Genomic DNA, 14758 nt, shown 5'->3' on the forward strand with positions numbered 1-14758 from the left:
GCCGCGATGGCCATGTCCATGATCTTGTGGATCTTCTGGGCGTGGGCCTCGCCGAGGGCGCCGCCGAAGATCCGGAAGTCGTGGGCGTAGGTGAACACGGTGCGGCCGTGCACGGTGCCCCAGCCGACCACCACGCCGTCGGTGTGCGGCTTCTTCGCCTCCAGGCCGAAGCCGGTGGCGCGGTGCCGGCGCAGCGGCTCCACCTCGTGGAACGAGCCCTCGTCCAGCAGCAGGTCGATCCGCTCGCGGGCGGTCAGCTTGCCCTTGGCGTGCTGGGCCTCGGTGGCCTTCTCGCTGGGTCCGCGCAGGACCCGCTCGCGGAGGCTGTGCAGCTCGGCCACCCGACCGCGCGCGTCGGCCGGGATCTCGGGGATCTCGTCACCGACCGGCGCATCGTGCAGAACCGTCATCTCGTACACACTCCAAGCTCGCGGGAAGCAGCGAACACTTCTTCACTTACGACACTACGAGGGAGGGCGGCCGCGTTTCGGCGTCGATTCCGTACAAGGTCGGGCGCCGATCGCTGTACAGGGCCGACAGAAGCCCGACGGGTCGATCGGCCGGCCGACGGCCCGCCCGCGGCTCGCCGCGCAGGCACCGTCCGGGCGCCGAAATTCGCGCGGAGTCCCAGCTCAGAGTAGGTCCAGGGGAATGGAAAAGGCTGCCGACACGCGCTCCGCCGGTGGCGGGCGGCGATATGTCGGCAGCCGATGACCCGGGTTGTCTGTCAGGTCCGATGGTAGAGATGCACCAAAAGCCGATTGCTCAGCCCTTGGCGCCTCCCTCCGGGTTCTCCTCGCGGCGCAGCTCCTCCTCGCGGCGGCGCAGGTCCGCCTCCCACTGCTTGAGCATGTCCTCGTGGCGGGCGTTGTCGCGCTTGAGGGAGGCGAGGAACTCGGGGTCGTCGTCCGGGGCGACCACCCGGCGCTGCTGCGGCCGCTCGTACTCGGGGTAGCCCGCGGTGGGGCCGGACGGCCACGGCACGCTGCGGCGGGAGCGGGCCCCGACCCGGTCCTTGCCGGCGACCAGCCAGGCGATCGAGCCGACCAGCGGGAAGAACAGGACGATGATGATCCAGACCACCTTGGGCAGGTAGCGGATCTCGTCCTCGGGCGTGATCAGGCAGTCGATGAACGCCCACACCCACAGCGCAAGCAGCGCCACGGTGGGCAGAATCCTCAGCACGGCGGCGTACTCCCCCGAACGATGAGCAACAGATGGGACCCTCTTGGCGGGGCCAGGTTAGCCCGTACCCGATACTGACAGGTATGGCATACGACGATCTCCGTTCGTTCCTCCGGGCCCTGGAGCGGGAGGGCGACCTCAAGCGGATCAAGGCCGAGGTCGACCCGTATCTGGAGGTCGGCGAGATCGTCGACCGGGTGCAGAAGGCGAAGGGCCCCGCGCTGCTCTTCGAGAACGTCAAGGGCTCCTCGATGCCGCTGGCGATGAACGTCTTCGGCACCGAGCGCCGGCTCGCCAAGTCGCTCGGCCTGAAGTCGCCGGACGACATCGCCGAGAAGATCGCCGGGCTGCTGAAGCCGGAGCTGCCGCAGGGCTTCACCGGCTTCCGCGAGGCCTTCGGCAAGCTCGCCTCGATGGCGCACGTGCCGCCGAAGCACGTGAAGTCCGGCGACGCCCCGGTGCAGGAGGTCGTGCTCACCGGTGACGACGTCGACCTGGAGCAGCTGCCGGCGCTCTTCACCTGGCCGATGGACGGCGGCTCCTTCTTCAACCTGGGCCTGACCCACACCAAGGACCCGGACAGCGGGGTGCGCAACCTCGGCCTGTACCGGCTGCAGCGGCACGACCGGCGCACCATCGGCATGCACTGGCAGATCCACAAGGACAGCCGCAACCACGCCGCCGTCGCCGCCAAGCGCGGCGAGCGCCTGCCGGTCGCGATCGCCTTCGGCTGCCCGCCGGCCGTGACGTACGCGGCGACCGCGCCGCTGCCCGGTGACATCGACGAGTACCTGTTCGCCGGCTTCGTGGCGGGGGAGCGGGTGAAGATGGTCGACTGCAAGACCGTCCCGCTGCAGGTCCCGGCCGACGCCGAGGTGGTGCTGGAGGGCTGGCTGGAGCCCGGGAAGATGCTGCCCGAGGGCCCGTTCGGCGACCACACCGGCTTCTACACGCCGCAGGAGCCGTTCCCGGCGCTGACCATCGACTGCGTCACCATGCGCCGCCGCCCGATCCTGCAGTCCATCGTGGTCGGCCGCCCGCCGACCGAGGACGGCCCGCTCGGCAAGTTCACCGAGCGCTTCTTCCTGCCGCTGCTCAAGGTGATCATCCCGGACATCGTCGACTACGACCTGCCCGAGGCCGGCGGCTTCCACAACTGCGTGATCGTCTCGATCGACAAGAAGTACCCCAAGCACGCGCAGAAGGTCATGCACGCCATCTGGGGCGCCCACATGATGTCGCTGACCAAGCTGATCGTCGTGGTGGACGCCGACTGCGACGTGCACGACTACCAGGAGGTCGCCTGGCGGGCGCTCGGCAACGTCGACTACAGCCGCGACCTGTCCGTCGTCGAGGGCCCGGTCGACCACCTCGACCACGCCTCCTACCAGCAGTTCTGGGGCGGCAAGGCGGGCATCGACGCGACCCGCAAGCTCCCCGAGGAGGGCTACACCCGGGACGGCGGCTGGCCCGAGATGGTCGCCTCCGACCCGGCGACGGCCACCCTGGTCACCAAGCGCTGGAAGGAGTACGGGCTGTGACGACCGCCGCCCTTCCCGAGGTCCCGCAGAACCGGGTCAAGGCCTTCCTGCGGCTGGTGATGATCGAGCACTCGGTCTTCGCCCTCCCGTTCGCCTACATCGCCGCGCTCACCGCGATGTTCCTCGCCGACAAGCGGGTGCACTGGGGCGAGCTGCTGCTGGTCACCGTCTGCATGGTCGGCCTGCGGACCTTCGCGATGGCCGCCAACCGGATCATCGACCGCGAGATCGACGCCCGGAACCCGCGCACCGCCGGCCGTGAACTGGTCACCGGCGCGGTGTCCGTCCGCACCGCGTACGCCGGCTCGGCGGTCGCCCTGGTGGTCTTCCTGGCCGCCGCCGCGCTGCTCAACCCGCTCTGCCTGGTGCTGGCCCCCGTCGCCGTGGTTCCGATGGTGGTCTACCCGTACGGCAAGCGGTTCACGAACTTCCCGCAGGCCATCCTGGGCCTGGCCCAGGCGATGGGCCCGATCGGCGCCTGGCTGGCGGTGACCGGCACCTGGTCCTGGGACGCGGTGGTGCTGGGCCTCGCCGTCGGCATCTGGATCGGCGGCTTCGACCTGATCTACGCCTGCCAGGACGTCGAGTCCGACCGCGCCGAGGGCGTCCGCTCGGTGCCCGCCCGCTACGGCGTCCCCGCCGCCATATGGGGCGCCCGCACCTGCCACGCCGTCACCACCGCGCTGCTGGTCTGGTACGCGCTCCTCACCGACGCCGGCCCGGCCTTCTGGCTCGGCCTCGCGGTCGTCGCCGGTGCCTTCCTCTACGAGCACACCATCGTCAGGCCGAACGACCTCTCCCGCCTCAACCGGGCGTTCTTCTCCACCAACGGCTTCGTCGGCATCTCGCTCTTCGCCTTCGCCCTGCTCGACCTGATCACCCGGGGTCTCGGGATCTGAGGGATGCTGGGGGCGTGCTGTCGTCCCCGAGGAGTGGTGACCGATGATCGGCAAGCTGCAGTGCGTGGTGCTGGACTGCCACTACCCGAAGGGGCTGGCGCACTTCTACGCCGCGCTGCTCGGCGGCGAGGTCGACCGGTCGGACCCGCGCTGGTCGCTGGACGACGAGTGGTCGACCGTCCACGTCCCCGGCGGCATGGTGCTGGCCTTCCAGCGGGTCGAGGACTACCGCCCCCCGATGTGGCCCGACCCGGCGCACCCGCAGCAGTTCCACCTCGACATCGACGTCGAGGACATCGAGGCCGCCGAGGCCCGGGTGCTGGCCCTCGGTGCCGAGCTCAAGGACACCGAGACCGGTTGGCGGGTCTTCCTGGACCCGGCCGGCCACCCCTTCTGCCTGGTCGCGGCCACCGGCTGAGCGGTCAGCCGAGGGTCAGGGTGTCGCCCAGGCACAGCCGGCCGGGGCGGGCGACGGTGGCGAGGGCGTCGAGGCGCCTGTCGTGGGCCTGGGCGATCGCCTTGAGGATCTCCGGCGCGTGGGGGAGCCCGGGCTGGGCGATGCCGCTCATGGCGCAGCGTTCGCTGGCGCGGACGAAGGCGAGCCGGACGCCGCCGCTCAGCGTGCCCTCGCGGCCGAACCAGGTGTCCTCGGCGAACGGCGGGGTGCCGGGCGGGGTGCGCAGCAGGACGTTGGGCCTGAAGCGCCGCTCGTCGACGACGGCGGTGGGGACGGCCGCGCGCACCCAGTCGAGGGTGGCGGTGGTGAGCACGCTGACCGGCAGCTGGTCGAAGTGCGAGACGGCGTCCTCGCGGGCGAGTTCGACGTCGTCCTGTTCGAGGTAGGCGCGCAGGAAGGCGGTGGGGTCGGCGACGGGCGTGCCGAGCGGGTCGATCAGCTCCGGGGCGTCGATCCGGGCGCCGAGCCGGGAGCCGAGGCGGAGCAGGCCGTCCATCCGGCGGAACCGGCGGGTGTTCTTGCCGGAGCCGAGCTTCCCGGAGCCGTCCCGGACGGCGTACAGCCGGTCGCCGGCGAGCCCGCGCCCGTCCACCTCGACGGTGTCGAGCGGCTCGCCACCGGTGGACTTCACCGGGTAGCGCCAGAGCCGTTCGACGACTCCGATGATCTCAGCCATGGCGGGAGCCTAGCGGCGTTCCGGACCCTTGGTCTAGACCTATGGTTACCCTCCGGTCCGGTCGGTGTCCGGCCGGTCGATCCGGGCCACCGCCCGTACGGGGGCGCCGTCCGCCGCCGTCAGCCGCACCGGGAACAGCGAGACCTGCACCGGCAGCCCGGCCGCCTGGGCCTCGATCAGCGGCGTCAGGTCGGTGAGGTTCTCGGCGATCACCCCGCCGCCCTCGCGGCCGAGCAGGATCCGGTGCGCGGCCAGGCTCGGCGGCTCCGGCTCCGGGTCGTGTTCGTCCGTCAGTTCCGCGAGCAGCGCGGCGACCTCCGGATCGGCCGGGCCCGGGTCGGTGGTCGGGTCGACCGAGAGGGCGTCCACGGCGACCGTCCGCACCCCGGCCGCGACGATCGCCTCGGCCGCGGCCGGGGTCAGCCAGGGGTGCGCCAGGTAGTGCTCGGTGCCCCAGTGCCGGGGCCAGCCGGTGGCCAGCAGCAGGACCGTCCCGGCGCGGCAGGCGGCGAGTGCGGGGGCGAGCCGCTCGGCGCCGATCCCGCTGCGCGGGGCGAGCCCGCGCAGGTCGGCGACGACGGCCGGGCCGGTGAACAGCTCCAGCGGCAGGCCGTCCAGCGTGGGCCAGGTGACGTCCAGGTGGTACGGGGCGTCGACGTGCGTGCCGGACTGCGAACCCAGGTGCACGTCCAGCACGTTCACCCCGTCGGCCGCCACCGTGAGCGCGGGCCGCAGCACCACCTCCGGGTCCCCGGGGTACACCGGCATCCCGGAGGTCACCGGGTGCGTGAGGTCGATCAGCGAGGCAGCCATGGGGCGATTTTCGCGCAACCGGCCGGGCCCCTGGTTGCATGTCCCCTATGAGTGAATTGCGCGAGCCGTGGGTGGTCGGGGTCTCCGGTGCGTCGGGGACGCCGTACGCGGCGTCGGTGATCCGGGCGCTGCTGGCGGCGGGCGAGGCGGTGGACCTGGTGGTCAGCAGGGCGGCGCGGCTCACCATTCTGGACGAGACCGGCATCTCCTTCCGCGACGCGCACTGGCGCGAGGACCTGGCGGGCTGGATCGACACCGACGACCTGGACGACGTCCGGTACTGGCCGGCCGGCGACTTCGCGGCCGGCCCGTCCTCCGGCTCGTACCCGGCGAAGGGCATGCTGGTCGTCCCGGCGACCACCGGCGCCGTCGCCGGCATCGCGCTGGGCCTCTCCAAGGACCTGCTGCAGCGGGTGGCGTCGGTGACCCTGAAGGAGCGCCGCCCGCTCGTGGTCTGCGTCCGCGAGACCCCGCTGAACGGTGTCACGCTCCAGCACCTGGTGACCCTGGACGCGCAGGGCGCCGTGGTCCTGCCGGCCTCGCCGGGCTTCTACGCGGGCGGCTCGACCGTCCGCGAACTGGTGGATTTCGTGGCCGGGCGGGTACTGGACGCGGTGGGGGTTCGGCACGAGCTGTACCGCCGCTGGGACGGAGAACTCGGCGGTGCCGCCCGGGGCGCGTGAGAGCGCTCCGGCCGGGAGAGTATGTTCTCTGTGATATCCGGGTCGATCCGCGCACAGCGCCTTGGATTCCGGATAATGATCAGTGGGTCTGGAGAGTTTCGGAAGGACGCGGGCAGGCACATGGACTCTGTGGACAGACAGCTCATCCAGGCGCTCCGGGAGAACGGCCGCGCCTCGTACGCGGAGCTGGGCCGGTTGGTCGGCCTCTCCGGTCCGAGCGTCACCGACCGGATCAACCGGTTGGAGCAGGCGGGCGTGATCACCGGCTACCGGGCGACGGTCAATCCGGCGTCGCTCGGCTACGGCGTGACCGCGCTGATCGGTCTTCAGCTGACCGACGCCGCCGACCACGACGACGTCTCGCACCGGCTGAAGGACCTCCCCGAGGTGGAGGACTGCTGGTTCATCGCCGGCGACGACTCGTACATGCTGAAGGTCCGGGTGCCCGATGTGGAGGGCCTGGAGTCGGTGGTGAAGCGGCTCTCCGGCACCAAGGGTGTCGCGCGTACCCGTACCACCGTCGTACTCTCCACCAAGTGGGAGAACCGGGTGAGCGAACTGCCGTTGAACACGGGGGAGTGACGGGTCGGATGACGCTGGTCGGAGTGGAGGAGCTGCGCGCCGCGCAGCAGCGGATCGCGGGCGTCGCGGTGCGGACGCCCCTGCTGCCCTGCCCCTGGGCGGCGGACGGCACCCGCCGGCTGTACCTGAAGCCGGAGAGCCTCCAACCGACCGGTGCGTTCAAGATCCGCGGTGCGTACAACCGCCTCGCCGCGCTCACCGAGGAGGAGCGGGCCCGCGGGGTGGTCGCCCAGTCGAGCGGCAACCACGCGCAGGCGGTCGCGTACGCGGCGCGCGAGCTGGGCATCAAGGCCGTCATCGTGATGCCCGACACCTCACCCGCCGTCAAGGTGGAGAACACCCGTTCCTTCGGCGCCGAGGTGATCCTGGTGCCCCCGGGCGAGCGGGACACCCTCCCGGCCGAGCTGGCGGAGCGCCACGGGTACGTCTGGGTGCCGCCCTACGACGACCCGTACATCATCGCCGGCCAGGGCACGGTCGGCCTGGAGCTCGGCGAGGACGCCCCGGACGAGCTGGACACCGTCCTGGTGCCGGTCTCCGGCGGCGGGCTGATCTCCGGGACGGCGGCCGCGCTCAAGCTGACCTGCCCGGGCGTCCGGGTGGTCGGCGTCGAGCCCGAGCTGGCCGCCGACGCGCAGGCCAGCCTGCACAGCGGCGTGCACACTGCCTGGCCGGTCGCCGACACCTACCGCACCATCGCGGACGGCCTGCGCACCCCGTCCGTCGGCACCCTGCCGTTCGCCCATCTGCAGGCGTACGTGGACGACATCGTGACCGTCAGTGAGGCGGAGATCCGCGCCACCGTGGCGCTGCTGGCCCGCCGCGGCCGGCTGGTCGCCGAGCCGTCCGGCGCGGTCGCGCCGGCCGCGTACTTCCACCGCGCCGAGGAGATCGGCGGCCGGGTGGTCGCGGCGGTGGTGAGCGGCGGCAACATCGAGCCGACCCTCCTCGCGGAACTGCTGGGTACCGAGGCGTAGGCTCGTTCCGGCAACGAATCGAAGTCGGATGGAGGCGGAGCGCCGCATGGACGCAGGGCTCAAGCGCGAGCTGGAGGCGAAGGTCTACGCCGGTGAGCGGCTGACCCGCGAGGACGGCATCGCGCTCTACGAGAGCGACGACCTGGCCTGGCTGGGCGGCCTGGCGCACCACGTGCGCACGCGGAAGAACGGCGACGTCGTCCACTTCAACGTCAACCGCCACCTCAACATGACCAACGTGTGCAGCGCGTCCTGCGCGTACTGCTCGTTCCAGCGCAAGCCGGGCGAGAAGGACGCGTACACGATGCGCATCGAGGAGGCCGTCCGGCTCGCCAAGGCGATGGAGTCGGAGTCCCTCACCGAGCTCCACATCGTCAACGGCCTGCACCCGACCCTGCCGTGGCGCTACTACCCGCGCTCGCTGCGGGAGCTGAAGGCCGCGCTGCCGAACGTCTCGCTGAAGGCCTTCACCGCCACCGAGATCCACTGGTTCGAGCGGATCAGCGGCCTGACCGCCTCGGAGATCCTGGACGAGCTGATCGACGCCGGCCTGGAGTCGCTGACCGGCGGCGGCGCGGAGATCTTCGACTGGGAGGTCCGCCAGCACATCGTCGACCACGAGACCCACTGGGAGGACTGGTCGCGGATCCACCGCCTGGCGCACGAGAAGGGTCTGAAGACCCCGTGCACCATGCTGTACGGCCACATCGAGGAGCCCCGGCACCGGGTCGACCACGTGCTGCGGCTGCGCGAGCTGCAGGACGAGACCGGCGGCTTCCAGGTCTTCATCCCGCTGCGCTACCAGCACGACTTCCACGACTCCAAGGACGGCGTGGTCCGCAACCGCCTGATGGAGCGGACCGAGATGGCCACCGGTGCCGAGGCGCTGAAGACCTTCGCGGTCTCCCGGCTGCTCTTCGACAACGTGCCGCACGTCAAGGTGTTCTGGGTGATGCACGGCGTCACCACCGCCCAGCTGGCGCTCAGCCACGGCGCGGACGACATGGACGGCTCGGTGGTCGAGTACAAGATCACCCACGACGCGGACAACTTCGGCACGCCGAACAAGCTCGGCCGCGACGACCTGCTCGACCTGATCCGCGACGCCGGCTTCCGCCCGGTGGAGCGCAACACCCGGTACGAGGTCATCCGCGAGTACGACGGCCCGGACCTGCAGCGCCGCGAGACCCCGCAGGCTATGCGCCTCTGACCGCGCACCCGTGTGCGTCCGGTGGGCCTGGGGGCGCGTATGCTCACAGGCCCATCACACATCTCGGGTTCCGTTTCCGGACGGCGCTCTGGGAGGATCGTCCGCATGTCCGGTTCCCACCGCGCCGCCTCGCACCGCCGCTCGCGCTCCGCGCCGAGCCCGCGCACCGAGGGCCGCGGCACCGGACGCGCGGCCGACCGGGTCGCCGCCACCCGGGCGTCCGCCCCCCGGGTCGCGGCCGAGGAGCCGGCCGTCGGCCGCGGGCGCCGGCGCAAGCCCAAGCCGCGCCGGGTGCGCAAACTGACGGTCTCCACCGCGACACTGCTGGCGCTGGCCGCCGGCTGGTTCACCGTCGGGCCGGGCCGCACCTTCCCGCAGACCACGACCGCCGCCCCGGACCGCAACCCGGACGACCAGGTGGTGCCGATGCGCGCCGCCGAGATACACACCGAGGCCCCGGCCGCCGACCGCGCCGACCGGACGAAGCTGACCTCGATACCCGGCCTCGGCCCGTCCTGGACGGCGAAGATCCCCGCCGAGACCCGCCAGCTGCTGGTCGCCAGCGGCAAGGGCAAGGACTCCTCCGACACCACCGTCACGCTCTGGACCCGCGGCGCCGACGGCGTCTGGCAGGCCGGCCAGGCGTGGCCCGCGCACAACGCGTACAAGGGCTGGACCGCCGAACACCGCTCCGGCGACCTGCGCAGCCCGATCGGCCTGTTCGCCCTCACCGACGCCGGCGGCCGCAAGGCGAACCCGGGCACCAAGCTCCCGTACGACCAGGACACCGCCTTCGTGATGGGCGGCCGGGGCTTCAACAACGAGCCGCTGGCCGGTTCCTTCGACTACGTGGTCGCGATCAACTACAACCGGGTCGCCGGTACCTCGCCGCTGGACACCAGGACCCCCGAGGGCGCGGCCAAGGGCGGCGGCATCTGGCTGCACCTGGACCACGGCGGCCCGACCCACGGCTGCGTCTCGCTGACCGAGGACCACATGATCGAACTGGTCCGCGCCCTCGACCCGGCCCTGCACCCGATGATCGCGATGGGCGACGCACAGTCCCTTTCCGGCTGAGTTGTCCGTCTCCTACAGCAACCGGGGCCGGATCCTGTACCAGGGCGTTACCGGGTGACTCACCGGTAACGGGGTTGAGTGGCGGTATGACCGCCTCCCGTATCGTGGCGCTCGGCCACTACCAGCCGCCCAAGGTCCTCAGCAACGACGACCTGAAGAAGCTGGTCGACACCGACGACGAGTGGATCCGCTCCCGGGTCGGAATCCGCACCCGGCACATCGCGGAGGACGAGACCCTGGTCGACCTCGCCGCCGAGGCGGCCCAGAAGGCCCTGGCCCACGCCGGCCGCACCGCCGACCAGGTCGACCTGGTCGTGGTCGCCACCTGCACCGCCGCCGAGCGCAGCCCCTACACCGCCGCCGCCGTCGCCGCCCGGCTCGGCATCCCCACGCCCGCCGCGTACGACGTGAACACCGTCTGCTCCGGCTTCTCGTACGCCCTCGCCACCGCCGACCACGCGATCCGGGCCGGCGCGGCCACCCGGGCGCTGGTGATCGGCGCCGAGCGGATGTCCGACACCATCGACTGGACCGACCGCACCACCTGCGTGATCTTCGGCGACGGCGCGGGCGCCGCGCTGGTCGAGGCCGTCCCGGACGAGCAGGCCGGCATCGGCCCGGTGGTCTGGGGCACCGAGCCCGAGAAGGGCGACGCGGTCACCATCTCCGGCTGGGACCCGACCATCAGCCAGCAGGGCCAGACGGTCTTCCGCTGGGCCACCACCAAGATCGCCCCGCTGGCCCGGCAGGCCGCCCTGAAGGCCGGCCACGACCCGTCCGAGCTGCGCGGCTTCGTCGCCCACCAGGCCAACCTGCGGATCATCGACGCCATCGCCGGCAAGCTCGGCCTGGCCGAGGACGCGGTGGTCGCCCGCGACGTGGTCGACTCCGGCAACACCTCCGCCGCCTCCATCCCGCTGGCCCTCAGCAAGCTGGTCGAGCGCGGCGAGCTGAACAGCGGCGACCCGGTGCTGCTCTTCGGCTTCGGCGGCGGGCTCGCGTACGCCGGCCAGGTCGTGCGCTGCCCCTGACCCGCGGGCACCTTCGAGAACAACGCCGACGGGGCGGCAACCGGACAGGTCCGGTTGCCGCCCCACTGTCATGTTCGGGCACGTCACGGTACGTCGGCGAACCTCCCCCGAGGACACGGCCGCCGTCCGACACACCCCGGAACAGGAGACCGGGGCCACGCGCCAATCGGCTGGGGAACGGTTACTTCGGCGGCTTCTTCCCGGTGACACCGAGGTACACCTGGAGGGCCAGATTGGGCTTGAGGTCCTTCACCTTGACGCCCCAGGAGGTGAAGGCCTTCTGGTGTTCGGCGGCGGAGGCCAGCAGCGAGACCAGTGCGCCGGCGATCGCCGCCGGATCCACGGTCTTGTCGGTCTTGCCCTGGTTGTTCCGAACCGCTTCGGTCAGCGGGGCGACGACCGAGTTGAGGACCTTCATGCGGATCTTGAAGAACCGCTTGTCCCCTTCGGCGGCACCGAGCGTGACGACTCGGAGAATGGCATCATTCTTGCGCCAGAAGGCGAGGAATCCGTCCACCACTTCTTCGGAAGTGGCGAAGCCGGTCTTTCCCGCCCAGGACTTTCCATCGACGAGCTCTTTGAGCCCGACGCTGTCCTCGGCCATTTCCTCGGCGATCTCAAGGACGGCGCCCTCGACATCGGGGAAGTACTGGTAGAAGGTCGCGGGGGAGGTACCCGCCATACGGGCGACGTCGATGACCTTGACGTCCCGGTAAGGCGACGTGCTGAGCATCTCGCGGAGGCAGTCGAGCAGCTTCTGCCGCGTCTCCTGTCCGCGTCGCCCGGCGACGCGACCGTCGACGGTGCGAACTTGTCCTGTCATGCCGTCAGCTTACCGTGGCAAGATCTTGGCGCGATTCGGTGATGCGACTATTAGTCCGCATGGGGGTCGACAATTCCAGGGCATCAGATCACGTTGTAGCCCCCCCGTGCACTGATGACCCCACAGCGTGACGACAAGTCGGCTGATTCGTGATCACTTCGATGCTTCCGGTCGCCGTCGGAGCTCCCGCGGTGACCCTCTGGAGCCCCGGAGACCCTCCGGAGGGTGCCCCGAGTGGCCGGGAAGGGTCGGGTGCCCCGCGTGTTGGTGGCGGGGGAGATTGGATCCCGGGCGGTGCGCATTGGAGAATCGGTGCGGCGGCCCGACGGGTGGCGGCCCGACGGGGAGGTGGCTGCGGAGTGGACCAGCTGACGGCGCACGATCCGAGGCGGATCGGGCCCTTCGAGGTGCTCGGCCGGCTGGGAGCGGGCGGGATGGGCCTGGTCTACCTGGCGCGGTCCGCCTCCGGCCGCCGGGTCGCGATCAAGACCGTGCGCGCCGAGCTCGCCGAGGACGACCTGTTCCGGGTCCGCTTCGCCCGCGAGATCGAGGCCGCGAAGACGGTCGGCGGCTTCTACACCGCCGCCGTGGTGGACGCCGATGCCGACGCGGCGGTGCCCTGGCTGGCCACCGCGTACGTCCCGGCGCCCTCGCTGGAGGACCTGGTCAACCAGTGCGGGCCGCTGCCGGTGGACGCGGTGCGCTGGCTGACCGCCGGCATCGCCGAGGCGCTGCAGTCCATCCACGCGGCCAACCTGGTGCACCGCGACCTCAAGCCGTCCAACGTGCTGGTGGTCGAGGACGGCCCCCGGGTGATCGACTTCGGCATCGCCGCCGGGGTCTCCAACACCCGGCTGACCATGACCAACGTGGCGGTCGGCACCCCCGCCTACATGTCGCCCGAGCAGGCCCGGGACAGCCGCAGCGTCACCGGCGCCAGCGACATCTTCTCGCTGGGCTCGCTGATCGTCTTCTGTGCCACCGGGCACGCCCCCTACCGGGGCGCCAACCCGGTGGAGACGGTGTTCCAGCTGCTGCGCGAGCAGCCCGACCTGTCCGGGCTCCCGGTGGACCTGGTGGACCTGGTCCGGGCCTGCATGAGACCGGCCCCCGAGCACCGGCCGACACCCGCTCAGATCCAGGCCGAGCTGGCCCCCCACCTGTTCTCCAACGACGCCGCCGGGGAGGCGGGGGACTGGCTGCCGCCCGCCGCCCTCGACCTGATCGAGCGCAAGCGCGGCCGTCGGCCCGTACCGCCGCAGCCGCAGCCGCACCCCCAGCCGCACCCGCTGCCGCACCCTCAGCCCGGGCCGGTGCAGGGCGGGCCGGTGCGGCCCGGCCCCGTCCACGGCGGCCCCGTCCACGGCGGCCCCGCGCAGGGCGGGCCGGCGCACGGCGGTCCGCACGGCGGCGCCCCGGGCTCCGACCACGTGGCCACCGAACGGATGGGCGGGCGGCAGGTCCTGGGCCCGTCCGGGGCGGAGGTCCGGCTGCCCGGCGCCAGTGTGGCGATAGGGCCCGGTCCCCGGGCGGAGACCGGCGCGCACGTCGCGCCGTCCCCCGGTACCGACTGGGTGCGGCGGACCGGCGCGCCCGGCACCACCGACCCCTCCGGGCGTCCCGGGGCGGCCTCGGTGCCGCCGCAGCCCGCCCCGGCGCCGCGCTGGCGGCCCTGGCGGTTCCGGATGTCCAACGACGTCTGGGGCACCCCGGTGGTCGCCGACGGCACCCTGTTCGTCTCCAGCTTCGAGGTGCACGCCCTCGACATCGCCTCCGGGCAGCGCCGCTACAAGACCCACGACGTCGCCTGGGCGCTCGCCGTGGACTCCGGCCGGGTGCACGCCGCCGACGGGCCGCACCTGTACACCGTGGACGCCGCCGACGGCACCTCCCGCTGGCGCAACTCGCTGGACGGCTGGATCTACTCGCTGGACGCCGCCGACGGCGTCCTGTGCTGCGGCATCCGGGGCGGCGGCGTGCAGCTGCGCTCCGCCGCCAACGGCGCCGAGCTGTGGCGCGCCGACGACGCCCAGCAGGAGTACGAGAACCCGCAGTCCGGACCGGCCCTGGTGGCCGGCGCGGTCTACTACCAGGGCGGCGGCCGGCTGCGCTGCGTCGACCCGCGCGGCGCCGGGCTGCGCTGGTCGGTGGCGATCGGCGGCGACGTCCCGTCCCGCCCGGTCGAGCGCGGCGGCGTGCTGTACCTGACCTCCGGCTCGCACGTGTACGCGCTGGACGCCGCCACCGGCGCCGAGCGCTGGCGCTTCGACGCGCCCGTGGTGCTGTTCACCCCGCCCGCGGTGGCGGACGGCGCGGTGTACGTCGCGGACTACCTCGGCACCCTCTACGCGCTGGACGCCGCCACCGGACGCGACCGCTGGCGCGGCTCCACCGCCGCCCGGCAGGGCGCCGAACCGGTGGTGCTGGCCGAGTCCACCGCGCTGCTCGGCTCCGGGGACACCCTGTTCGCCTTCGACACCGCCACCGGGCGGGAGCGCTGGCGGTACCAGGCACGCGGCGAGATCGTCGGCTCCCCGGCGGTCGCCGACGGGCTGGTGCACCTCGGCAGCCGCGACCACTCGCTGCACACCGTGGAGCTCGGCACCGGCCGGCTGCGCTGGGAGCTCGGCACCAAGGGCGAGCTCACCGGATCCCCGGTGGCGGTCGGCGGGCGGGTGTTCGTCGGCTCCAAGGACCGCTGCGTCTACGCCCTGGACTCGTTCTACGGCACCGCGGTGCCGTAGCGGCCGGCGCGCTGCCCGGGCCCCGGCGGGCCCGGGCACCGGCAGGGCGCCGGCCCGGGT

The 14758-nt window shown here is 72.2% G+C and carries 15 protein-coding genes; 10 read left to right on the forward strand and 5 right to left on the reverse strand.

Annotated elements, in window-relative coordinates:
- Both ACGFX4_RS04750 and ACGFX4_RS04755 read right to left on the reverse strand, forming a co-directional pair.
- Positions 1 to 410 (reverse strand): carboxyl transferase domain-containing protein (locus tag ACGFX4_RS04750; protein WP_393070284.1); only part of this gene is annotated, 410 nt, incomplete at its 3' end.
- A gap of 355 nt (positions 411 to 765) precedes the next feature.
- A complete protein-coding gene (locus ACGFX4_RS04755) occupies positions 766 to 1185 on the reverse strand; it encodes a PLD nuclease N-terminal domain-containing protein (RefSeq protein WP_393070285.1) in 420 nt (139 codons plus the stop codon).
- A gap of 83 nt (positions 1186 to 1268) precedes the next feature.
- On the opposite strand from ACGFX4_RS04755, the gene ACGFX4_RS04760 reads away from it, so the two are divergent.
- The 3 genes from ACGFX4_RS04760 to ACGFX4_RS04770 are packed head-to-tail and all read left to right on the forward strand — an operon-like array spanning position 1269 to position 4043.
- Entirely contained in the window at positions 1269 to 2726 is a 1458-nt protein-coding gene (locus tag ACGFX4_RS04760) for a menaquinone biosynthesis decarboxylase (RefSeq protein WP_393070287.1), read from the forward strand.
- Positions 2723 to 3625: a menaquinone biosynthesis prenyltransferase MqnP gene (gene mqnP / locus ACGFX4_RS04765; protein WP_393070289.1), complete on the forward strand. Its 903-nt coding sequence runs from the start codon at positions 2723 to 2725 to the stop codon at positions 3623 to 3625. The genes ACGFX4_RS04760 and mqnP overlap by 4 nt, the downstream gene beginning before the upstream one ends.
- Positions 3626 to 3668: 43 nt before the next feature.
- Positions 3669 to 4043, forward strand: a complete 375-nt coding sequence (locus tag ACGFX4_RS04770) for a VOC family protein (RefSeq protein WP_393070291.1) — start codon at positions 3669 to 3671, stop codon at positions 4041 to 4043.
- A gap of 4 nt (positions 4044 to 4047) precedes the next feature.
- Here the strand turns inward: ACGFX4_RS04770 and ACGFX4_RS04775 are convergent, their stop codons facing one another.
- Positions 4048 to 4758: an MOSC domain-containing protein gene (locus ACGFX4_RS04775; RefSeq protein ID WP_393070292.1), complete on the reverse strand. Its 711-nt coding sequence runs from the start codon at positions 4756 to 4758 to the stop codon at positions 4048 to 4050.
- 45 nt (positions 4759 to 4803) lie between these two features.
- Positions 4804 to 5571, reverse strand: coding sequence for a cyclase family protein (locus tag ACGFX4_RS04780; protein ID WP_393070293.1), 768 nt, complete (start codon positions 5569 to 5571; stop codon positions 4804 to 4806).
- A gap of 47 nt (positions 5572 to 5618) precedes the next feature.
- Here ACGFX4_RS04780 and ACGFX4_RS04785 point away from each other — a divergent pair, with 47 nt between their 5' ends.
- The 6 genes from ACGFX4_RS04785 to ACGFX4_RS04810 all read left to right on the forward strand — a co-directional run bounded on the left by ACGFX4_RS04785 (position 5619) and on the right by ACGFX4_RS04810 (position 11131).
- Positions 5619 to 6254 (forward strand): UbiX family flavin prenyltransferase, encoded by a 636-nt coding sequence (locus ACGFX4_RS04785; RefSeq protein ID WP_393070294.1) that lies wholly within the window; start codon positions 5619 to 5621, stop codon positions 6252 to 6254.
- Between the two features lie 120 nt (positions 6255 to 6374).
- On the forward strand, positions 6375 to 6836 hold the full coding sequence (locus ACGFX4_RS04790) for an Lrp/AsnC family transcriptional regulator (protein WP_345697656.1): 462 nt from the start codon (positions 6375 to 6377) through the stop codon (positions 6834 to 6836).
- A gap of 8 nt (positions 6837 to 6844) precedes the next feature.
- Positions 6845 to 7813 (forward strand): threonine/serine dehydratase, encoded by a 969-nt coding sequence (locus ACGFX4_RS04795; protein ID WP_393070295.1) that lies wholly within the window; start codon positions 6845 to 6847, stop codon positions 7811 to 7813.
- Between the two features lie 46 nt (positions 7814 to 7859).
- Positions 7860 to 9023, forward strand: a complete 1164-nt coding sequence (gene mqnE, locus ACGFX4_RS04800; RefSeq protein WP_345697654.1) for an aminofutalosine synthase MqnE — start codon at positions 7860 to 7862, stop codon at positions 9021 to 9023.
- 105 nt (positions 9024 to 9128) lie between these two features.
- Positions 9129 to 10100 (forward strand): L,D-transpeptidase family protein, encoded by a 972-nt coding sequence (locus ACGFX4_RS04805; protein ID WP_393070296.1) that lies wholly within the window; start codon positions 9129 to 9131, stop codon positions 10098 to 10100.
- Between the two features lie 86 nt (positions 10101 to 10186).
- Positions 10187 to 11131 (forward strand): beta-ketoacyl-ACP synthase III, encoded by a 945-nt coding sequence (locus ACGFX4_RS04810; RefSeq protein WP_393070298.1) that lies wholly within the window; start codon positions 10187 to 10189, stop codon positions 11129 to 11131.
- 181 nt (positions 11132 to 11312) lie between these two features.
- Here ACGFX4_RS04810 and ACGFX4_RS04815 read toward each other — a convergent pair whose 3' ends face one another.
- Positions 11313 to 11954 carry a TetR family transcriptional regulator gene (locus ACGFX4_RS04815; RefSeq protein ID WP_393070300.1) on the reverse strand — a complete coding sequence of 214 codons (642 nt, stop codon included), beginning with the start codon at positions 11952 to 11954 and terminating at the stop codon, positions 11313 to 11315.
- 359 nt (positions 11955 to 12313) lie between these two features.
- Here ACGFX4_RS04815 and ACGFX4_RS04820 point away from each other — a divergent pair, with 359 nt between their 5' ends.
- Positions 12314 to 14698 carry a serine/threonine-protein kinase gene (locus ACGFX4_RS04820; protein WP_393070302.1) on the forward strand — a complete coding sequence of 795 codons (2385 nt, stop codon included), beginning with the start codon at positions 12314 to 12316 and terminating at the stop codon, positions 14696 to 14698.
- Positions 14699 to 14758 lie beyond the last annotated feature (60 nt).

Origin of the sequence: Kitasatospora sp. NPDC048365 (assembly GCF_043200835.1) — a bacterium.
GTDB lineage: Bacteria > Actinomycetota > Actinomycetes > Streptomycetales > Streptomycetaceae > Kitasatospora > Kitasatospora terrestris.